20 protein-coding genes are annotated in these 22,491 nt (G+C 44.5%); all 20 read right to left on the bottom strand.

The window, feature by feature from the left end:
• Positions 1–2 precede the first annotated feature (2 nt).
• Positions 3–2,237, bottom strand: coding sequence for a class I SAM-dependent methyltransferase (locus tag G5B11_RS06350; RefSeq protein WP_173727263.1), 2,235 nt, complete (start codon positions 2,235–2,237; stop codon positions 3–5).
• Positions 2,234–3,514 carry an ABC transporter ATP-binding protein gene (locus tag G5B11_RS06345; protein WP_158421415.1) on the bottom strand — a complete coding sequence of 427 codons (1,281 nt, stop codon included), beginning with the start codon at positions 3,512–3,514 and terminating at the stop codon, positions 2,234–2,236. The genes G5B11_RS06350 and G5B11_RS06345 overlap by 4 nt, the downstream gene beginning before the upstream one ends.
• A gap of 17 nt (positions 3,515–3,531) precedes the next feature.
• Positions 3,532–4,347: an ABC transporter permease gene (locus tag G5B11_RS06340; RefSeq protein WP_158421414.1), complete on the bottom strand. Its 816-nt coding sequence runs from the start codon at positions 4,345–4,347 to the stop codon at positions 3,532–3,534.
• 10 nt (positions 4,348–4,357) lie between these two features.
• Positions 4,358–4,912, bottom strand: a complete 555-nt coding sequence (gene rfbC / locus G5B11_RS06335) for a dTDP-4-dehydrorhamnose 3,5-epimerase (RefSeq protein ID WP_158421413.1) — start codon at positions 4,910–4,912, stop codon at positions 4,358–4,360.
• A 65-nt stretch (positions 4,913–4,977) separates the two neighbouring features.
• Complete coding sequence (rffA, locus tag G5B11_RS06330) at positions 4,978–6,108, bottom strand: dTDP-4-amino-4,6-dideoxygalactose transaminase (protein ID WP_173727282.1); 1,131 nt, start codon at positions 6,106–6,108, stop codon at positions 4,978–4,980.
• A complete protein-coding gene (locus tag G5B11_RS06325) occupies positions 6,101–7,117 on the bottom strand; it encodes a glycosyltransferase family 2 protein (RefSeq protein ID WP_173727262.1) in 1,017 nt (338 codons plus the stop codon). Before G5B11_RS06325 ends, rffA begins: the two co-directional genes overlap by 8 nt.
• An 11-nt stretch (positions 7,118–7,128) precedes the next feature.
• Positions 7,129–7,473 carry an EamA family transporter gene (locus tag G5B11_RS06320; protein WP_173727261.1) on the bottom strand — a complete coding sequence of 115 codons (345 nt, stop codon included), beginning with the start codon at positions 7,471–7,473 and terminating at the stop codon, positions 7,129–7,131.
• Positions 7,466–7,822 carry an EamA family transporter gene (locus G5B11_RS06315; RefSeq protein ID WP_158421410.1) on the bottom strand — a complete coding sequence of 119 codons (357 nt, stop codon included), beginning with the start codon at positions 7,820–7,822 and terminating at the stop codon, positions 7,466–7,468. Before G5B11_RS06315 ends, G5B11_RS06320 begins: the two co-directional genes overlap by 8 nt.
• Positions 7,823–7,837: 15 nt before the next feature.
• Complete coding sequence (locus G5B11_RS06310) at positions 7,838–9,025, bottom strand: ATP-grasp domain-containing protein (protein WP_173727260.1); 1,188 nt, start codon at positions 9,023–9,025, stop codon at positions 7,838–7,840.
• Between the two features lie 84 nt (positions 9,026–9,109).
• A complete protein-coding gene (locus G5B11_RS06305) occupies positions 9,110–10,249 on the bottom strand; it encodes an ATP-grasp domain-containing protein (RefSeq protein WP_173727259.1) in 1,140 nt (379 codons plus the stop codon).
• A gap of 73 nt (positions 10,250–10,322) precedes the next feature.
• Complete coding sequence (locus G5B11_RS06300) at positions 10,323–11,882, bottom strand: GH25 family lysozyme (protein ID WP_173727258.1); 1,560 nt, start codon at positions 11,880–11,882, stop codon at positions 10,323–10,325.
• A 298-nt stretch (positions 11,883–12,180) separates the two neighbouring features.
• A complete protein-coding gene (locus G5B11_RS19400; protein WP_173727257.1) occupies positions 12,181–14,289 on the bottom strand; it encodes a L,D-transpeptidase family protein in 2,109 nt (702 codons plus the stop codon).
• 11 nt (positions 14,290–14,300) lie between these two features.
• Positions 14,301–14,564, bottom strand: a complete 264-nt coding sequence (locus G5B11_RS06290) for an HPr family phosphocarrier protein (RefSeq protein ID WP_158421405.1) — start codon at positions 14,562–14,564, stop codon at positions 14,301–14,303.
• An 11-nt stretch (positions 14,565–14,575) separates the two neighbouring features.
• The gene (locus G5B11_RS06285; RefSeq protein ID WP_173727256.1) at positions 14,576–15,877 is read right to left on the bottom strand and encodes a CdaR family protein; all 1,302 of its coding nucleotides are present in this window, start codon (positions 15,875–15,877) and stop codon (positions 14,576–14,578) included.
• Positions 15,867–16,742, bottom strand: coding sequence for a diadenylate cyclase CdaA (gene cdaA, locus G5B11_RS06280; protein WP_158421403.1), 876 nt, complete (start codon positions 16,740–16,742; stop codon positions 15,867–15,869). Before cdaA ends, G5B11_RS06285 begins: the two co-directional genes overlap by 11 nt.
• A 111-nt stretch (positions 16,743–16,853) precedes the next feature.
• The gene (locus G5B11_RS06275) at positions 16,854–17,975 is read right to left on the bottom strand and encodes a hypothetical protein (RefSeq protein WP_158421402.1); all 1,122 of its coding nucleotides are present in this window, start codon (positions 17,973–17,975) and stop codon (positions 16,854–16,856) included.
• Positions 17,972–18,406, bottom strand: coding sequence for a hypothetical protein (locus G5B11_RS06270; RefSeq protein WP_173727255.1), 435 nt, complete (start codon positions 18,404–18,406; stop codon positions 17,972–17,974). Before G5B11_RS06270 ends, G5B11_RS06275 begins: the two co-directional genes overlap by 4 nt.
• Positions 18,407–18,503: 97 nt before the next feature.
• On the bottom strand, positions 18,504–19,142 hold the full coding sequence (locus tag G5B11_RS06265) for a ComF family protein (protein ID WP_158421400.1): 639 nt from the start codon (positions 19,140–19,142) through the stop codon (positions 18,504–18,506).
• Positions 19,105–21,408 (bottom strand): SF1B family DNA helicase RecD2, encoded by a 2,304-nt coding sequence (recD2, locus tag G5B11_RS06260; RefSeq protein WP_173727254.1) that lies wholly within the window; start codon positions 21,406–21,408, stop codon positions 19,105–19,107. Before recD2 ends, G5B11_RS06265 begins: the two co-directional genes overlap by 38 nt.
• Positions 21,409–21,413: 5 nt before the next feature.
• Positions 21,414–22,403: a rod shape-determining protein gene (locus G5B11_RS06255; protein ID WP_158421398.1), complete on the bottom strand. Its 990-nt coding sequence runs from the start codon at positions 22,401–22,403 to the stop codon at positions 21,414–21,416.
• Positions 22,404–22,491 lie beyond the last annotated feature (88 nt).

Raw genomic sequence — 22,491 nt, 5'->3', positions numbered from 1 at the left:
GGTTACTCCTGCTTCTTTGATGAAGCCCCTTTTCCTTCCGGCTTCAGCTTTCTGTATAACTTCCATGCCTTTGTATTTTCCATTTCATGGATCTGGGCTTCTTTTTGCTTCAGCTGAGCCTTCAGATCCTGGATCTGAGCATTTTTTTCATTTTCTTCCCGTGCAAATCTGCTCCAGAATTCCTTTACTGCTTCCTGTTCCTTTAAGGCCTCCAGCTCCAGGGTGAGGATCTCTGCTTCCCTTGGCACATTTTCCAAAATGATCTGCGGATCTCCGCCGCCGAAATAGTAGCAGTGATCACCAAGTGCAAACCCATTGGTATGGAAGGCTGCCTTTCCCAGATCTCTCCACCGGATCCTGCAGATTTTAAAACCTCCCGGCACTTCACCAGGATCAAGACGCATCCGTCTTGTGCCTGCAGGTACAGGGATATCAATACATAGCCCTCTCCTGGTCATAGGATACTTAAAAGAGTCTCTTTCCTGAAAATCCTGTCCCCTGTCGAAAAATACCTGAAGCTTTCTCTCATCTCCACAGCCCCGGATCCTGTCATAATATTCCATCACATCCAGCTTGCCTGGAGAAATCTCATCATACAGAGACAGCATAGGGATATGCTTTCCGACCATGTATTTCTGGAAATGCTGCTCCATCTTCGCATATATTTCCTGTTCTTCCCGGCTGATCCCAGCCTTTTCATAAAGGTCTCTGTTTTTCAGCACATGACGCTTTCCGTCACTTTCCAGATAATAATGAAGCATACGATACATGATAAAGTGTGCAGGCACGCAAAAATCAAAGGTCCACTCGTAATCCAGCACCCAGTCCTTGCCTTTTCCAAGAAGGATATTGGCCGGAACCAGATCAATATCTGCAAGCCTGCCGCCCTTTAAGCCTTCTGGAAGCCCAGCCTGGCCAAACACCTGTATAAACTCCGGTGATTTCTTAAAATCCTGGCTGCCGTAAAGCCGTTCTGCCTTATGAAGATAAGTAAATAAAAGGCTTTCTGCCTCATCTAACTGTCCTTCTTTTAGAAGTGTATCCAGTTTCTCCTCCAGGGAAATCCCTTCCAGATATTCCAGTTTTACCCCATATGATACTTTTTCGCAGGAGTTGACATAAAGCTTTTCTTTTTCAAAAAGTGGGGCTAAAGCCTGTCCTTTATCATAAATATTACTTACATGAGCTTCTGCTTTTAACCCAGTCGGAAGCTTCTGTACATAACGGCTGCCATCTGGTTTCTGGCAGATCTGGGTAAGGATATTAAATCTTGGATCTCTTTCATTGGAATACTTGATATAGGCTGTCTCTGTTTCAAATTTATCCTGCCCGATCACTACCAGGAAGGAATTGGCAAACTGAGGATACAGATCATTATCCAAAATGGAATCATACACTGCTGATTCCTGAAAAAGTTCCATACGCAGCCTGTCAAAATTATATTCTGTACGATTCAGTTCCCCACGCCTTGGCAGTCTTCTGTCCGAATAAATGGTCATAGGGAATTTATAATCCGGGAATGGATAATACCAGGTACTTTCAAAGCCGCCTGCTTCCCGGAAGATCTTTTTCAGTTCTTTTACAGTAAAGGTCTTTACGCCCTTTGTGGATGGATACCCCTGGATTCCTTCAAATAAAGTACCAAAATGGTCTTCTGTACATCCAGCCCAGTACTTCAAACCAAAACGGTTCTCAATGGCGATCACGATCTTCCCGTCTGGCTTCAGATGCTTTCGGATAATCTTCAGGAAATCCACATAAGGATCCTGGCTCTGGATATAGGCCTCTCCATATTCAAATACACCGATCAAAGTAATATAATCATATTTCTCTGTCAGTTTCTTCTCCACATCCTGAAAATTTCCCACAAGAATCTTCAGCTTCTCACTGTCTCTGTGTCTCCACGCATTGATCTCACTGCGCTTCATGGACAGATCGATACAAGTCACTTCACCTGCTCCGCCAAGAAGGGCACCTGTAACAGCACCGCATCCGGAACCGATTTCCAGCACCTTTTCCTTGCCTGTAAAAGGCATCCAGCTAAGGATATTCTCTCTGATATGTGAAAAATGATAGAGAATGGGCCAACTTTTCTTTTCCCCGATCATCTTATTAAATCTGTCTGGACTTACATTTCTGGCAATCTCCAGCATTTCATCCTCAATAGCACCATCTGTATATAAATCCCTGCCCTGATAGCAGGTATCATCCAGGATCACATTACCGATCTTCCTCATATATCATCCTCCTGAACCGTTACAGTCGAATTCATATCAAAAAAGCCTACCGTATTCTTGGCAGAAATAACGGTAATATTGCACGCATCATACAATCTGTGGAACACCTTGAATTCCCCGTCCTTATAGCCGGTACAGCCAAAGGACAGAAGATATTCCCCACCCTGCAGATCCATTTTCTGTGTAAAGGTAACTGTGCAGCATCCTCCAGGAGCAGGTTCCGGCACTTCTGCTTTCTCAAAAAGGGTGTTGGTGCCTGTCAGCTCTGTTCCCCTAATATTCTTAAAGGTATAAGCCATGATCGGCTCCTGGATCTGCTCATTAAATCGAACCTTCATAAGGATCTGGAAGGTGCTTCCCTTTTCTATGGTATTGGTGAACATCCCCTTATCATCCTTAATTGCAAAATCCACGATCTCCGCCTGCTTGTCCCCATACTCCAGAGTATTAGGATTTGGCAGAAAATGTTCATGGCTGATGGACGCTACGGCTGCTTTTGCAAGGTCCTCGCCCCCATCTGTTTTTTGTTTCACAGGCTCCTGTCCTACCAGCAGCTGCTTGTACAGATCCACCATTTCCTTTGGTGAGCCTTCATCCAGCTTAACACCTTTGTTAAGAAGGATCACACGGTCACAATATTTGGACACGCTGCTTAAGTCATGGGTAACAAAAAGAATGGTTTTTCCCTGTTTCTTAAACTCTTCAAATTTATGATAGCATTTTGCCTGGAAAAATACATCACCAACAGACAGTGCCTCATCTACAATCAGGATCTCAGGATCGATATTGATGGCAACTGCAAAGGCAAGACGTACAAACATACCGCTGGAATAGGTTTTCACCGGCTGATGGATATAATCTCCGATATCTGCAAAAGCAAGGATATCATCCAGCTTTGCGTCGATCTCTTCCTCAGAAAAACCGATCATGGTACCGTTCAGATACACATTCTCAAGCCCGGAATATTCCATATTAAAACCGGCTCCCAGCTCCAGAAGGGCAGAAATACGTCCATTGACCTTCACTTCCCCTGTGGTAGGTGCCAGCACTCCTGTGATGATCTTAAGAATCGTGGACTTCCCGGAACCGTTCACTCCGATGATCCCTACACATTCTCCTTCGTGAATATTAAAATTCACATCATGAAGGGCATAATGCTCCCTGTATTTTTTCTTTCTGGACAGGCCAAGAGACTCTTTCAGACGGTCAGAGGGCTTGTCATACAGCTTATACATTTTTGATAAATGCTGGACTGAAATCACATTTTTATCACTCAAAACAGGTTGATTCCTTTCTATAGTACGTCTGCGAAATGGATCCGCAGTCTTTTAAATACCCAGTTTCCGAAGCAGAAACAAACCAGGGTAAAGAGCCAGAAATATAAGGTCCATAATGGTCTTTCAAAAAACCACCTTTTTACAACAAATGCATCCCTGTAACCGGAAACAATATAATACATAGGGTTCAGCTGAAGGATCTTCTGGATCAGCGGATGGTCCTTCAAAGCTGTATCTGCCACCCACATAATGGGTGTAAGCCATACGCCTACCTGCAGGCCGATGTTGATGATCTGGGTCAGGTCACGGAAAAATACCACCACTGCACAGCTAATGTAAACCAGGCTTAAGGACAATATAAATACACAAATACTGTAATACAGGATCTGCAGATAATACCAGTCCGGAAATCTTCCATAGAAGGCATACAAAATAATTGTAAAGACCACGAAAAAGCCGTGTACAAACAGTGCGGAAATGATCTTCACAACAGGAAGCACACTGATGTTAAAAACGACTTTTTTTACAAGGTAATTATATTCAAGAAGAGCGTTGGTCCCGCCTACTAGGGCATCCTGGAAAAAGAACCAGGGAACAATCCCAGCTACCAGATACAGTACAAAAGGAATCCCGATCCCATCTGTATTCTGGCGGAAGCCAACAGAAAATACAAACCAGTACACCATAATGGTAACAATGGGCTGCACAAATGCCCAGAAGGTTCCAAAATAGGAACCTGCGTATCTGGTCTTAAAATCATTTTTAGCCAGTTTCATAACCAGCCGGCGGTTTTTGTATACATCCGCCGGCAGGGAAAATATCGTCTTAAGCATTCATTCTCTCCTATCTATGGAACTCCTTAAAGCTCCCCCATTTCTGGTCTTTGTCAGAGAAAGTAAGCTCCATACCTTCAGGGATCGGCCATTCTACTCCAATATCCGGATCATTCCAGATCAGGCCGCCTTCGTCTCCCGGATGATAGAAGTCAGAGCATTTATAGGTGAACTCTGCACTTTCGGAAAGTACCAGAAATCCATGAGCAAATCCCTTTGGAATAAAGAACTGTTTTTTATTTTCTGCTGAAAGCACAACACCAAACCATTTGCCGTAGGTTTTGGAGCCTTCTCGTAAATCTACTGCCACATCAAACACTTCACCGTTTACCACACGAACCAGCTTATCCTGAGGATAATTGATCTGGAAATGAAGACCTCTTAATACTCCGTAGTGGGAACTGGACTGATTGTCCTGCACAAACTCCACATCAATCCCTGCTTCCTTGAAATCATTGTAATTGTAGGTTTCCATAAAATAACCACGGGCATCTCCAAAAACAGTTGGCTCGATTACCTTCAATCCTTCAATATCTCCACATGGTGTCACTTTGATCTTTCCCATTTTGATTTCCTTTCTGCCTTTTTTGGCTTTCCATTTTCTATATTTTGGTCACAAATCCAACTTGCTTAATACTCCTTAAAGGACTTCAGCTGCTCTGTAACATACTCCACATCCTTCATGTCCAGGTTGTAGAACATAGGCAGCCTTAACAGTTTCTCGCTTTCCTTTGTAGTATATCGGTCCTCTCCTGCAAAACGGCCAAACTTCTGTCCTGCCGGTGCTGTATGCAGAGGAATATAATGAAATACACTGCAGATACCTTTTTCCCGAAGATAATGGATCAGCTTAGTACGAACTTCCATATCCCGCACTTTCAAATAGTACATATGAGCATTATGGATACATCCTTCCGGTATCACAGGCCGTGTAATCTTGCCTTCTTTCTCAAGAGCTTCCAGCTCTCGATGATAATAATTCCAGATTTCCATCCTTTTATCCTGGATCTGGTCACAAACCTCCAGCTGTGCGTAAAGATAGGCTGCATTCAGTTCACTTGGAAGATAGGAGGAACCATAATCCATCCACCGGTATTTGTCCACCTGGCCTCTGAAAAACTTACTTCTGTCAGTTCCCTTTTCCCTGAGGATCTCTGCTTTTTCCTGATACTCGTCTTTATCAAATAAAATAGCGCCGCCCTCTCCCATGGTATAATTCTTTGTTTCATGGAAGCTATAGCAGCCAAAATCACCAATAGTTCCCAGTGCCATGCCCTTATAATAGGCATTTACGCCCTGGGCAGCATCCTCTACTACCTTCAGTCCATATTTGTGTGCGATCTGAAGAATCTTATCCATCTCACAGGACACTCCTGCATAATGGACCACTACGATTGCCTTTGTCTTCTCTGTAATGGCCGGCTCGATCAAATTCTCATCAATGTTCATGGTATCCGGACGGATATCCACAAATACGATCCTGGCGCCACGAAGTACAAACGCATCTGCTGTAGACACAAAGGTATATGCAGGCATGATCACCTCATCCCCGGGCTGTATATCGGACAGATAAGCAGCCATCTCCAGTGCATGGGTACAGGAAGTGGTAAGCATTACATGTGCTGTATGAAACCTTTCCTCCATCCATCTGGAGCACCGTTTGGTATATTCCCCGTCACCGCACAGCATGCCTCTTTGTACAGCATCCTGAATATATTCCATTTCTTTGCCTGTATAGGCAGGCCTGTTAAAATCAATCATCAGCTTTTCCATGTCCTTTTTTCTGTATAATTTCTGCCGGTTCCTGAGCATCTGACTTCTGAACACTTATCTTCTGAGCATCTGCCTTCTGAACATTTACTGTTTCCCGTATTACATACTGAGGAGTTTTATTCTGGTTCAGAATCATCTTACCGATATATTCTCCCATAACTCCAAGCATCAGAAATGTAATACCGAAGAAGATCAGCATGGCACACATCAGGGAAGACCAGCCCATAGCCACATCAGGATTGGACAGCTTCTGGATCAGCACAGCCACTGCCAGTATAAATCCGGTAAGGGAAAACAGAACTCCCATCACCTCTGCTGCCCGAAGAGGGATCACTGTATAATTCAGAAAAGACATAAACAAGCGGAACGCCTTTTTAAAATTATAATTGGAGCTTCCTTCTTCTCTTGAAAAATGCTGGATCTCAATATTGGCAATATTGGAAGTAGTTCGATAAAACAGGATCTGCAGGTAAAGATTGTAACCTTCATACTTCACGATCTCATCCCGCACATACCTGCGGCAGCACCAGTAATTGCTAGCCTCCAGTCCCTTAGGCCGCTCTACCATATGCCATACAATAAATGAAGCAATCTTGCTGGTCAGATTCTTCATGAAACTGAATTTTCTTTTCTTATATATTCCAAAGACTACATCATAGCCCTCTTCCATCGCCTTAATAAAGGCAGGGATCTGCGACGGGTGGGTCTGCATATCATCATCCATTCCCATGATATAATCCCCTTTTGCCTCATGAAGTCCTGCCATGATGGCATTATGCTGACCAAAATTCTTAGCCAGATTAATTCCCTTTACATTCGGATATTTGATGCCCAGCCTGCGGATAGCTTCAAAGGTATCATCCGGGGAACAATCATTCACCAGGATAAATTCACAGTCCAGTCCGGGGATCGTCCGAATCACCTCCATGCTCATCTCCACCACCTTCTCAATGGTATGGGCAGATCTGTAGCAGGGGATCACAATTGATAAAAGCATTTTTTCTCCTTTTATAATGAGAATACCAGGATCCCCACAAGGATCACCAGCAGTCCCAGAAGTTTTCTCTTGGTAAACCGTTCCTTCAACACCAGATATCCCATCAGGGACACAAATATATAGCTGCTGGACTCAATCACAGGCGACAGAGAAAGGGGTACTTTCTTTAATGCCACCATTGTAAGAAGTGTTGACAGGAACAAAAGTCCGTATCCTGTGATCACATAAGGATTCAGATATTCGTGAAGTCTGTCCCTGTATGTCTTATTGGCAGATATCTTCAGCAATATCTGGGAAAGGGATGCCACAAATACGGATACGATCAGAATACATATATAAATCTGCAGTTCATTCATCAGCAGTCACCACCAGGTAAATTCCTCCAAAAATGATCAGTGCCCCAAGGATCATATTCCAGGTGATCTTCTCACCAAAAATAAAGGTACCCCAGATCATCCCCCAGATCAAGCTTACCGGCTTATTAGCATAAGCCACCGTCAATGGCAGATGCTTCAGGATCTGCTGCCAGATCAGGGCATACAAAGCCATGATCAGAAGAACGCCTCCATACCATAAAGCAAAGCCGATCAAACTTTTCTGATTGGCTGCCATTTTGGAACATACACCGCTTAAAGAACTCATCAGAAGGCTTACATGCAGAACCAGAAAAAGTCCTGCTGTCTTTTGCTTTCCATTCTCTTTCATGCTATTTTCCCATAATTATTCCATAAATTCAATGTGTATTTTTGATAAAACTTCCTGAAGTCTCTTTCTGCATTCTGTAAGTATGCTGCCCTTCAGGATCACCTGCCCCAGCCTGTCCCTGCCATTACGATATCTGTGTATCTCTTCTCCAGGGCAAATGTTGAAAGAAAGATCCAGGATATCCCCGGATGGTGCATTGTCATTCCTGATCTCTTTTACGATCCCATCACGTAAAGATAACAGAGTATGTGACAAAACAGCAGGATGTTCTCCATCCAGATGGAACATCTCTTCAACTCCAAGATCCAGAGCCAGCCTTACAATGGCTTCATAATAATTTATACCAAAAAACTCTCCTACAATCTCCGGCAGACAAGTAGCTCCTGCCCTGGCAGTGATCTCGACCACATAAACCCTGCCATCCTTCCAGATCAGGTCACAATTCACAGGACAATTATCAAGTCCCAGGGCTTTTACTGCTTTGCCCACCTGCTCCCTGGCCTGCGCGCCAAGAGCTTCCTCTTCATCAAAAGGCACAGAATGTCCTACCGGTGTAGGCACTGCGCTGATGAAAGCTTCTGTATTATCCAGAAGGCAATACAAAAACTTTCCGTCCTTCAGCATAGCTTCTGCCCCAAATAAAGTGCCTTCTATAAATTCTTCTACAAGGCAGTAATCCTTCCCTGTAGCTTCCATAGTAAGCCTGTAATTGGCTCTTGCTTCTTCTTTTGTATTGCTGCGAAAAATCCCTCTGCTCCCCATCAGGTCTACTGCCTTCAGGATCACAGGAAAGGTAAGCTGGGAAAGGGCGGCTTCCAGTTCTTCCTCAGATCTTACACGGATATGCCGTGCTGTCTGTACCCCTGCCTTTACAAAGGCTTCTTTCATTTTCCATTTATCAGAGGCTGTCTGTGCAGGAATGGCTTTTGGCCCGGTAAGCCCCATAGCTTCACACACAGTCCCTATAGCCGGTACTCCTGTATCAAGACAACAGGTGGTGATCCCCTGGATCTGTGTGCGTCTTGCCTCTGCCAGCACTGCCTGTGGATCTGATATGTCTGTATAGGAACATTCGTCTGCTTCTGCAAAACCTGGCCAGCTGCCTGGTGTGCTGCAGACAATGGTATAAATCCCCAGCCTTTTCGCCGCCTGGATCAGTGGCATCTGAGAGTAACTGGCTCCCAGGATCATCAGTTTCTTCATGGAATCCCTACCTCTTCTTAAAAATCAGGGCATGAACCGCCCGGTTATCGCTGTATCATATCATAGCGTTTTTGTCCGATACTGTCAACTGACGGAGCCCAGGATTTTGCGCGCCTGCTCCAGAGAATCGGTCTGCACAATATAATACCCATATCTGGAGCCACTGTCTGTAATAGGATGGGAGCCAGGCTGACTGTCCAGCACAAACTCCCGGATGATCTCAGGGCACGTTTCTTTTAATTGGTAATAAGCCTGAAGATCTTTTTCATCCATGATAAAACGAATGGCTGCATACATTCCTTCCTGCTTCCGGGCAAATTTGGGCGCATTCCCTAATGCTATGTCCACCACCATTCCTACAAAATCCTGTCCTGTGGACAAAGGCACCAGATGTGAGCCGATACAGTCCCCGCCCATTCTGGATCCGATCTCAATAATGTGGATATCACCCTTTTCATCAATACGGAATTCGCTGTGACCGGCGCCATTTTTCACCTGCAGGGCATCCAAAGCTGCAAAAATCATTTTCTTTGCTTTTTCTTCTGTTTCAGTATGAAGAGGTGCAGGCTGCAAATGACCTGTTTCAATAAAATGAGGAGTTCCTGTGGTATATTTCTTTGTAATAGCCAGACAATGATGCTGTCCTGCAAAGCTTATGGTTTCCATGCTATATTCATCCCCGGAAAGATAGCCTTCCACAATGGCTTTCTTTTCAAAGGACTGACTGACTGCGGCAGTGATAGCAGCCTTCAGCTCCCTTGAGTTGTTTACCTTTGTGATGGCCCTGCTCCCGGAACGGTCTGTAGGCTTTACGATCACCGGATATTCCGGTATCTGTACCTTGTCCTCTTCTTCCACGCTCGTAAAAAAAGGTACAGGGATCCCAGCCAGAAGAAAGGCCTTCCGCATGGCATACTTATTGGTAGAGTTTTTGATACACTCTTCCGAATTGCCTGGAAGTCCCAGCCTTTCAGCCAGATACTGTACCGTTATATTTGCCAGGTCAGAGCCAATAGTCGCTACTCCATCCGGCTGGATCTGTTTACAGATCTCCAATATTTTTTCTTTTTCAGTAATACTGATCTCATAAAAGTAATCTGCATCTGCCGCACCTGTAGCGCCTTCTCTCCATGCAAAGACATGGGTCTGATAACCCATGTCCTTGGCTTTTCTTATGAGCGGGCGCTGAAAATCATTTGCTCCGATGATCACAATTTTCTTCATAGTCCCTGTTTATCCTTATTTGCGTATATTTTCCTTAGCTTTTTGTTTACAGGCTGTATTGACCTGTTTCTCTTTATTTCCGCTTATATCGTCTCACATAGACACCGTTTTTATCAAACACGTAGATCATTCCGCTGGCTGTCCGGATTCTTGTATGCTTTGCACATACACCTGCTTTGTCACCAGAAGGATAGAAATAATATTTCTTACCGTTTAATCTCAGCCAGCCCTTCTTTGCCTGTCCGTTCTTCTGGAAATAATAGGTATTATACGCTCCATTTTCCCGGATGGTCTTAAATCCTCCGTTAAATCTTACACCATTATTTCCGAAATAGAAGATCCTTCCATTCCTTACCAGCTTTTTATTCCTGTACATGATCCTGGTGTCCAGATCAAAGAAATAATATTTTCCTTTGATCCTCTGGCTGCCCTTTAAGGCAATGCCCTTGCTGCCAATATAATATTTGTTGCCGCTTTTTGTTACCCAGCGTTTGGCCGTACGTACACCATTTTTGTCCACATAATACACTACACCATTTACTTTTACAAGGCTGTTCACGTACATATTACCGGATACTGGATGGAAGTAATAGTATTTACCATTAATCTGCTTCCAGCCCTTTACACGCTCATCATTGATGTAATAACACTGTCTGCCATTTTCTGTATACCAGCCGTTTTTTACAGATATATCAGATGTAGATGCTTCTGTTGCAGGGGTATATCCTTCCCTCGCTGACCATCTGGGCGTCACACGTGTAGTATAATCTACAAAGCCATAATTCAGGTCCACATTATTTTCTTTAGGAATACCTGCTACCAGCCCTTTGGTAGTACGCATGTAAGAGCCTTCTCCAAGATTCCCGGCTGTACACTGCCAGATCCCATAATTGTATACACTTCTGTCTGGTGCAGGATTCTTATCACTGTAGCTTGCGATCCATACGTCAAGACCGGACAGCATACTCATATTTACCTTTTCTTTATACCAGTGGGTATTCATATAAACCATTGGCGTATATCCGGCAGCCTTCACTTCATTGCAGAAGGCAAGGGTCATTCTTGCGATCTGGTTCTTAGATAAAGATTCCATTTTGGAATATTCAATATCATATACAACCGGATAGGAAACCTTGTAGCCGTTCATCTTACTGATGGCCAGCTGTGCTTCCTTTAAAGCTGCAGTGGTAGTGGTGGCTTTGCTGTATACGTAAGTTCCAACCGGAAGGTCTGCTTCATTCGCAGAACTCATATTATAATCATAATACTTATCCATATAATCTGTACCAGAGGAAATACGGATAAAAGCAAAATCAATGTCTGAATTTTTCACTTTCTGCCAGTTGATCTTCCCCTGCCATTCTGATACATCGATACCTCTTGTTACCACTCCGGGAATCTCTGCGCCGCTGCCATTGTAACACACACCGTTGATCCGTCTCCATGCACGTTTGTCCACAGCAGAAGAGCTGGTAGCCCCTACCTGCGGAACCTCTTCTCCTTCCGCTACGTTCTGCCGCAGTAATGCCGGATTCACACTTTCTGCTTTTACATCCTTCGTTCCAGAAATCCCTGCTGTTCCCAATGCCATTGCAAGCATCCCGCAGGTCAGCCACTTTTTCCAGTTTTTCATTTATACCCTCCAAATCCTTTCTTAACAAAACTCCTCACAATTGACGCCTTCCCAGCCTGAGCTTAAAAGACTCTCCTGAGGAATCAGCACCAAACCTTATCAAAATTATTACATTTTTGTTACTTGTTTATTATACATAGGAATCCCCTGAATTTCAACAAGATTTTCCACGCCGTTCCAAACTATCACACCTAATCACCCCAAAGATACTGGACAGAAAACAAACATAGGCAAAATAGTATCACTGGTTGCATTGTAAAAAAGGAGATGCTGCCGCAGCAACATCTCCCATTGTAATTTATTTTGTAATAGAAGGATCTGTAGGATCAAAAGTGTATGGCGCACGCAGAGCTACCAGCGGATTGCGTCCCAACGGTCCCTTGAATACTTCTTCGCTCCTGGCTGTGCCATCAAAAATAGTAATCGCAGATCCATTGCAGTTCTCATAAACCCACTTGGCATCTGCTACACATACACGGATACATCCATGGGAAGCAGGCTCTCCAAGCATATTGTAAAATCCTGCCGGAAGTGCATATACATCCGGGCTGCCTCCTGGTACGGAATGCACAAGAACATTGCCAGTTACATGTGTCCCATACTGTCCCCAGGAATTACCCATCAACGGCTGCCATCTGGCGCTGCGGCTAAGCCTGAATGTACCTACCGGGGTAGGTGTGGATGGTAGTCCAACAGAAACGCGGATACTCTTTACCGGAATGGTGCGATTGGAATTATATACAGTCATAACCCCATTCACACGGTCTACTGTAACAGAATATGGTCCAGCCACCCGATCAGTCACATCATTGATCCTGTAACCGTCTGCATCAAAGTAATAACGCAGACCATCGATCACACAGGATGTATTCTTCACAAAGCCTTTCTTAGATGGGTCAATATACCGAACCAGATTCTTTGAATCATTTTCAATCACCCATCCTGTTGTAAATCTTCCTGTATTGTCCAGATATCCGTATGTACTTCCTTTTTTGATAAATGTATTGCGAACTGCTTTGTAATTCTTGAAGTAATAGGAATTGCCCTTCACCTTCTGCCAGCCGCTCTTGCGAAGTACACCAGTCTTATATGCATAATACCAGTTGGTACCGTCTGTTGCCAGACGTCCCTTAACCATCTTGCCATTCCTTTTGGATGAGGTACTTGGTGTAAAGAAGTATGTCTTCTTCCCAACCTTATACATGCCGCCGGCAAGCTTTCCGTTTTCTCTGAAATAGTAACCGGACTTCAGCAGCTTGTTCTTATAATGGTTTCCATTCTTTGTAAAATAGAACCATCCATAAAATTTACCATTTACAGTTACCTTCTGCCAGCCAGTCTTTTTGACGATCTTGCCAGGTGTTTTACCGAAATAATACATCCGGTTCCCCGCACCTGTACAGCGATGCCAGCAATTCTTCCATGTTGCACGGCTGCCATACTTGCCCACATAATACTTGCTGCCTTTATAGGTGACGATCTTATTGATATAGATCTGCCCCTGGGCATCCGTCAGATAATACTTACCATTCTCAGCCTTCTTCATGGCATTTTTAAGGATATAGCCATTCTTATCCAGAAGATAAGATCTGTCTCCTTTTACAGCCGGATCCAGTTTGGTAACAATGGTTCCATGCTCATATAGCTTACCCAGATCGGCCACATTGTCTCTGCCAGTATTAAAAAACTGCCACTTCTCACCCTGATCTGTCTGCCGGCAAAGCCATCCGCCATAGAACATTCTGCCTGCAATACCATAAGCATCTTTTTCTTCCTGGAAATAATAGGTGGAAGTCACACCGTTCGCAGTAAGCTGGATCATACCTGTACGTGGAACTCCATGCTCATCCAGGCAGTAATAATTTCCATCGATCAGATAATATCCTGTGTATTTTCCCTGCGCCTGGTATTCCTGATCCAATTGAGGCAGAGCCACCTGTTTCCCTGATGGGTCGTAGTAGGAAAAAGCGCCTGATGCCTGATCCCAACGCCAGCTTCCGGCAGTATTACCTGCTTCCTGTGCTGAAAGATCCTCACCAGCAAAAACATTCCCATCATTAAACAGACTTTCCTGGCTGTCTGCATCCAGTCCGGACGCATCAGCGGACGGCTCCTCCTGTACAGTGCTCTCCTGCACATCTGCTCCCGTCAGTTCATCCTGGCCAATATCAGTAATCTCTGTAGTAGTCTCCGTTTCAGTCTCTGTTTCAGTCCCTGTCACAGTTTCTGACTCAGTTCCTGTTTCACCTGCCTCCTTTGATGGTACAGCAGTTAAATCCTCAAACCCCTCATCTGACCCTTCTGCAGCAGTCTCTGTAAAAGAATCCACTTCCATAGCATAAGCAGACGGCGCAGCTGTCATACACATAGCTGCACACAAAAGCATAGATACAATTCTTTTTTTCACTTAAGATCTCCTTATTCCCCTAATCCGCCTTCAATTGCCTTTACCAATGCTTCCAGTGCTTCCTTTTCATCTGCACCTTCGCACACCAGTTCAATCTCATCTCCGCACTTCACACATGCCCCAAGCACGCTCAGTACGCTTTTGGCGTTTGCAGTTCCCCCACTGAATGTAAATGTAATCAATGATTTGAATTTGATTGCCTCCTTACACAGGATTCCTGCCGGACGCAGATGCAGTCCTGATGGATTATTCACAATTACTTTCTGACTTACCATTTTATCACCCCTTATCCATTATTATCTTCCACATTGGAGATCTCGGAGATCGTCACATCTGTGGTCACATCCTCAAGAAGCTCATAGCCCTTTGGCAGCTTCACTGTCACAGGCACTTCATAGCTTCCTTCCGTCTTTCCATCCAGATCAATGGATGCCTTAATATCCGAAACATCAAACTCATCAATATCCCCGTCTACAGCCTTTACCTTCACACTGATACTATCTGTGTCAAAAGCGAACTGCAGATCAGAAGGTTTGTTATCCACTTCGATCTCATTAGCAGGAAGACTGAATGTACGACTGCCAACAGGCAGGATAGATACCCGCACCAGCACATCCTCGCTGGCTCCACTTGTAAGCTTGGTATCCTCAGGAAGCACATCCTTCAGGCTTACCTTCTTTTCCATATCACCCTTCTCACCGGAGATATCTACACCATCTCCTGAGATCCACAATGTATTATCTTCCAGTCTCAGCTTCTCTAATGCCTCATCCGTACCTGCAATGCTGATGGTGTCAGGCACTGTAGTCACACTGTCTACCTGATAACCATCTGCCGCTTCTCCTGTATAACCGGCACGCAGCTTCACACCTGTACGGATCTTCCAAAACTTGGTGGTAACTGTTACCTTAGGATTGTCAATGGTCAGATATGCCATCTTGCCGTCAGTAAGACTGTCCTGGTTCTTATCAATAATCTGAAGATTAACATCTTCTGTCACATCTTTTGTTTTGCCGTCCACATTCACGGTAGCATTTACTTTATCAATTTTATTGATCAGCGACTTTGGTCCTGTGATCCTTACTTTTTCCGGGCTTGCAGTCTGAGCACCTACCTCATAGCCTTTCCCCGGTGTACTGGTGCCATAATTAGCATTCACCAAGAAATCCTGGGAGGCTTTTTCTTCCAGACGCACCTCCAGATACTGAGGTGTCACTTTTATGTTATCAGCAGAAACACTACTGCAGCTTGCTGTAATAGGAACCATCACCGGCTTTGTATCAAGATTCCCTGCCTGCTGCAGGTCAGCTACTACGGATATATCAGAAGCCGTCAGACGTGCAAGGGTCTTGCGCTCTGCAGTCACAGAAACCCTTACAGGATCCGGATTGTCATCCTGCATAACCATCTTATTGTCACTGTCCACGTATGCCTTATTGATCACTTCCACGTTCTCCCCTGGAATAATGATCGTCCTGGTCTTAATAGGATTATCCACATTGACAACCAAAAGCCATACCAGGATCCCCACCAGGATGGACATGATTTTCAATGGAATATTTGCTGTAAGCTTCCTATTATTGTTCATGTTTCGCCCTCCCCTTCAGCAGATGGCGTAATTTACCGTTATCAACAACCTTCTTATTCTGTGCTTTTACAAGTGCTTCCCGAAGCTGGGCACTGGTCAGCCCTCTGGAAAGCTTTCCGCCCTTCGCTACAGATACCTGTCCTGTTTCCTCTGACACGATAATCGTCAGAGAATCACTAACTTCACTGATCCCTACACCTGCTCTATGGCGGGTTCCCAGCTGTTTGCTCAGTTCCATATTATCAGAAAGCGGCAGATAGCAGGTCGCAGCCACGATACGATTGCCTCTTACAAGAACCGCTCCGTCATGAAGAGGCGTATTATGCTCAAAAATATTGATCAGAAGCTGGCTGGTAAGCACTGCATCTACATTAATACCAGTCCGCTCATATTCTGTAAGACGGATATTCTGCTCGATCACGATCAAAGCACCGGTCTTGACTTCTCCCATATCAAAGCAGGCCTTGACCAGTTCATTTACAGTCTTGTCTGTAAAACGCTCCTGTACTTCCTTGCTTGTATCAAACAATGGGATCGCAGACATGATCTTTTTCTGTCCAAGCTGTTCCAGCACTTTACGAAGCTCTGGCTGAAAAATAATGATCACTGCAGTGATCAGCACAGTAGACAAATTCTTTACGATCCAGAGAATGGTGCTCATCTGGAAAACATATGCAATAAAAATAAACCCAAGAACTATCAGGATACCCTTCAGCAGTGTATATGCACGGGTGAATTTGATCCAAACCATGAACTGATATACGAAAAATGATATCAGGGCAATTTCGATCACATCAGTGATTCCAACCTGCGGTAATGCCAGCTTAGGAAGATACCTGGCAAGCATAACTGCAATATCCTGCATAACGGTCTCCTTTCATTTATTGTAATCAGCGCTGCTTTGGCGCCGGTTTGGTTTACAGTTACAGGTAATAACAATTCAGCATCCTTGTAATCACCGACTGCTGAATTGTTATTACAGATCTTTCAAAGACTCTTCCAGTTTCTTCTCAAAGTCAATTTCATCCATATCGTCTTCCTTTGAAACCGGCTTTGCCTTTCTTGGCGTAGGTGCAGGCGCTGTCCTTCGTTTCTTTGGTTTGTCACTTACAGCCTGCGTAGGCTCTGTGAAAGATACCGCTTTCTTTTCTTCGGAACGTCTCTCTTCCCTTATAGGCTCTCCGTTGATCTTCTTGATGCTTCTTTCGGAAGTAGATACAGACGCCTTGGGAACAGCCTTTACATAGTAAAAATATTCATCATCCTCATATTCCAGTCTCTCTGTACGGCTGTAATCCCCTCCAAATACAAAGAATTCCAGAATAATGGCAAATACCACTGACAAAACTGCACAGGTAATCAGTGCCGGCATGGAAACAGTTGCGTTCAGGAAAAGACTTCCTCCCAGCATCACAAGCACATAAGTCACACCGCCTGCAACAATAGCGATCCTCCATGCATAATCAAAAGCACGGGTACGAATCAGATAAACAACAAGGACCACAAGAACAAAAGCAACTACTGTGATCCACATACCCCAATTCTGTGCAAGCCCGTCTGCAAGAAGCTGCAGCTTGTCTGCCACTTCCAGGTCTGTGTTCATCAGTGAAGCGGACTGTCTTTTGATAAATCGGATAAAATAAAACAATACCACACTGCATCCTGCCGGAATAGCGGATACTGCATTGCCCATAAGGCCGCTGCCAATAGGCAGGATCGCCGGAACATTAAACATAAAGGTGATCGGTGTAAAAGCCATCACAGTATTCTGTCCGCCGCTGAATCTAAGGAAAAAGATCACCATTACCAGAATCAGTACCAGCATAAACCCTGCAGTCTCCAGGCTCAAGGCATAGCTGTGAAGGATCATCAGGATAAATCCTGCATATACTGTCACAACAGATGGCAGTATAGAACAGATCAGAGCCAGGATCAGCACAACAAACATACTGTTCAGCTGGCTCATATATCCCATATTTTCATTGATCCAGGTAAAATACAGCATGGCAAGAACAAATTTGAATACAGGAAGAAGATAAAGTTCATATTGCCCATACAGGTTTTTAATTTTCTGTTTTAATTCAAGTAGTGCTGTCATCTTTTACGTCCTCCTGTGATTTCCCGTCCGGAATTCTTTTTCTCTTCACGACCGTAGATCCTCTCCAGTTTGGTCAGTTCTTCATAATACTTCTTAACACTTTTCTTGGCACAGTGATATTTCACAGTATATGCAATATAAGTAAGAACCGAATAACTGATCAGCACCACCACATAACCGCCAACCACTTTCATGCCCAGACTGACCAGATCCATCTGATTAATATTATTCATAAGATATTCTGAATAATATACAGCTACTGCTGCAAGAACCAAGGCATATCCAATAGTAACCAGAAAAAAATTTTTAATTAATGCAAGCCCGATATAATCGCTGCGGTAATATCTGCTGACAGGCAGATACTTCTTCCCGCCCCGCTTTTCATACATTGCAAGCCTGTTCATTATCTTGACTTTCTCTTCGTTGATCATAAATGACTCCTTGCTTTTGATACTATAAACGCATTTTAACCATATAGATTGATTGTATCATATATCCTATGCTGTGAAAAGCATTTTTTGCCATGAATCAATGGATCCCACTGCACAGAGTGAGAAAAAACACTGCCTCTGCCCCGCTTTTTTTCAGGCATCCGGCAATCTCATCCATGGTACTGCCTGTAGTATACACATCATCAATGATCAAAATACGCATTCCGTCAATTCTTCTGGTAATTTCAAAAGCACCTTTCAGATTACGGCGCCGTCCTGCTGCATCCTGCTCCTTCTGAGCATCTGTATGTCTGATCTTTTGTACAAGCCCGGTATCCAAAGGAAGCTTCATCCACGCAGCAACGATCCCTGCCAGATCCACTGCCTGATTAAATCCTCTCTGCCGCAGCTTTGCGGCAGTCATAGGGACAGGTACGATCAGATCCGGTGACCATCTGCGAATGGAATCCGCACCATAGACACACATGGCTCTTCCGAAAAAACGTCCATATTCTCGGCATCCGCTGTACTTATACTTCATCATGGAAGCCTTCATCCTGTCATCGTAAAGAAAAATCCCTTTTCCCGCTGTAAATGCGCCCGGATGAGATCTGCAGTCTGCACAGTATTCTTCTCCTTCTTTGATCGGTTTCCCACAGTGATAACATCTTGGGCCGGTAATAGGATGAAGATCCTTTTCACATTCCGGACAAATCAGCCGCCTTTGTTCCTTCATTACCTGATGGCACAAAGGACATCGTCTGGGATAAAGAAGATTCAGCAAGCTCCCGGATACGCATGTCCAGAGAGCTGTAACGCTTCTGCTGCTTTTCATTGCGGATCATCTCCCCAAAAGTTTCTTCACTTCCCACTACAGTTACACATTTCCTTGCCCTGGTAACAGCTGTATACAAAAGATTACGGTTCAGAAGCATCCTTGGTCCTGACAGGATCGGAAGGATCACTGCCGGATATTCTGACCCCTGGGACTTATGGATGGTAATGGCATAAGCCAGTTCCAGTTCCTCCAGCTGCTTAAAAGAATACTCTGCCCATCTTCCATCTTCAAATTCCACGGATGCAATCTCTGAAAATTCATTGATTTCCTTCAGTATCCCGGTGTCTCCGTTAAATACGCCTACTCCCTTTTCTACAGGAATGCCATATTTGCCCCGCACTTCCCATTCCATCTGATAATTATTTTTAACCTGCATCACCTTGTCCCCTTCACGGAACATCTGCTGCCCGGCTTCATACTCCCGTTTACCCGAATCCGGCGGATTCAGATATCTCTGCAGGATCTGATTTAGCCGCTCCACACCCAGAAGTCCTTTACGCATAGGGGTAAGCACCTGTATCTCAAAGGGTCTGGCTTCCACATATCTGGGCATCTTCTCCTGGATCAATGCGATCACCACGCGGATGATAATATCTGCATCATATCGCTTCAGAAAAAAGAAATCCCTGCTTTTGTTATCTAAGGATACCTGTTCTCCACGGTTGATCTTATGGGCATTCACCACAATATCGCTCTCAGACGCCTGCCGGAAGATCTTGGTAAGTTCCACCACAGGAAATACCTGGCTGCGGATAATGTCTCGCAGTACATTCCCGGGGCCTACGCTTGGCAGCTGATTTTCATCTCCTACAAGAATCAGCCTTGTGCCGGCAGTGATGGCCTGAAGCAGAGAATGCATCAGAAAAATATCCACCATGGACATTTCATCAATAATGATCACATCCGCATCTAGCGGATTCTGAGCATTTCTGTCAAAATGAATAGCCTGGTTGTCATGCTCTTCATCCGGAACACCGTTCAGTTCCAAAAGCCTGTGGATCGTCTGTGCTTCATATCCGGTGGTCTCCGTCATTCTTTTGGCCGCTCTGCCTGTAGGCGCAGCAAGTCGAAGTTCTGCTCCCTCCCCTTCAAAAAAGCGGATAATAGCATTAATGGTGGTGGTCTTTCCTGTGCCAGGACCTCCTGTAAGAATGAACAGGCCATTTTCTGCTGCTTCTTTTACTGCTTTTTTCTGCATTTCATCCAGGACAGTACCTGTTTCCTTCTGTATCTGGACCAATCTGCGCTCTACCAGTTTTTCATTCTCAGGACATTTAATATTCAGTTCATTCAGCATTCTGGCTGTATTCAGCTCAATCTGATAATATTTGCTGGGATAAACCAGAGTAGCCTCTTTTGTTTCTTTTAATACAAGTTTCCGGTCAATAGCCATATCCATCAGATGCTTTTCCATATAGGAGGGATCCACATCCAGCAGTCTGGAAGCTCTTTCAAAAAGCTCTTTTTGGGGCAGATAAATATGGCCTTCACCTGAAGCCTGCATAAGAGTATACAACATACCGCTGCGAATCCTGTAATCCGAATCTGTATGTATACCGATCCTGGATGCAATCTCATCTGCGATCTTAAATCCCACGCCAGAAATGTCTTCGGCCAGGCGGTACGGATTCTCCTGAAGCACACCGTAAACAGCCTGGCCATATTTCTGGTATATTTTTGCGCCAAGATTCAGGGATATCCCGTATTTCTGCAGAAAGATCATGGCTCTCCTCATATCTGCCTTTTCTGTAACCTGGGCAGCAATCTCCCGCGCTTTTTTCTCACTGATCCCTTTGACTTCTGAAAGACGTTCTGGCTCCTCCTCTACGATCCGAAGTGTATCTTCTCCAAAATGCCGAACGATCCTGGCAGCCAGTGCCGCCCCGATTCCTTTGATGGCTCCTGATCCAAGATATCTTTCCATTGCAAGGCTGTCTTCCGGCATCTTTTCTGTATAACTTTGTATCTGAAACTGCTTTCCGTAAACAGGATGAGTAGTGTAAGTGCCTTCCGCCTCTATAGTCACGCCCTGGCTAATAGAAGGAAAACTGCCTACACAAGTCAGTTCTTCCTCCTTTGTGCCTTTCACCACCATAACTGTATATCCATTGTCATTATTACGGAAAACCACATGGTCAATATAACCGGTAATCTTCTCACTCATTCTTTCTAATCATCCATCCTCGACATGATCTCTGCATATTTTCCTGTTCCTGCAGCAACTACCATGATGGCATCCTGTACAGTCAGCGTATTTACACCTGTTTTCTGTTCAATCAGGTTATCTATGCCATGAAGCAATGCACCTCCGCCGGTAAGCACGATCCCCCGGTCTACAATATCAGCGGCAAGTTCCGGCGGTGTTTTCTCCAGAACTCCATGTACAGCCTCTACAATCTGTCCTGTAGCCTCCCTAAGAGCCATCCTTACTTCTTCAGAGGTAAGGGTCACTGTCTTGGGCAGTCCGGTGATCACATTGCGCCCTTTCACCTCCATAGTCCTGGGAGATGCTTCTTCGATGGCAGTACCGATCTTTATCTTGATTCTTTCTGCTGCATCCTCCCCTATAAACAGATTGTGGGCTTTCCGCACATAACCCATAATGGCCTGATTAAAATTATCTCCTGCCACCTTAATGGAACTGGATACCACAACTCCTGCCATAGAAATCACTGCAATATCTGTAGTACCTGCACCAATATCCACGATCAGATTGCCAAACGGTTTTGTAACATCCACACCTGCACCAATAGCAGCGGCAATCGGCTCATCTGCAAGAAAAACCTCTCTGGCTCCTGCCTGGTAGGTTGCTTCTTCGATAGCCTTTTTTTCGATTTCAGTGGTCCCGCTGGGAATACAGATGCTGATCCTTGGCTTGCGGAAAGCTCTGCGTCCCATTGCCCTTGAAATGAAGAACTTCAGCATTTTCTCCATAACTGTGTAATCTATAATCACACCTTGGCGAATGGGCCAGATAATCTCCATATTGGAAGAAACATGCCCTGCCATCTGCTTTGCTTCCTCTCCCATTGCCTTTATTTTTTCTGAATCTTTATCATATACTGCTACTGTAGGCTCCATCAGCACAAGGCCTTTCCCGGTAGAATATACCTGGCTGTTTCTGGTTCCAAGATCAATTCCTATATCGCTTGCCGGCATTGTGAACCTCCCTTTAATTCCTGTTTATTTTCCCAGAACTGTAACTGTTAAAAACACAGTTACGTTTTTCTTATTATACGCAATTCCC

Origin of the sequence: Blautia glucerasea (assembly GCF_013304385.1) — a bacterium.
Taxonomy (GTDB): domain Bacteria; phylum Bacillota; class Clostridia; order Lachnospirales; family Lachnospiraceae; genus Blautia_A; species Blautia_A ammoniilytica.
The sequence above is the reverse complement of the archived record's forward strand: the minus strand, read 5'-3'. Positions and strand labels throughout refer to the sequence as shown.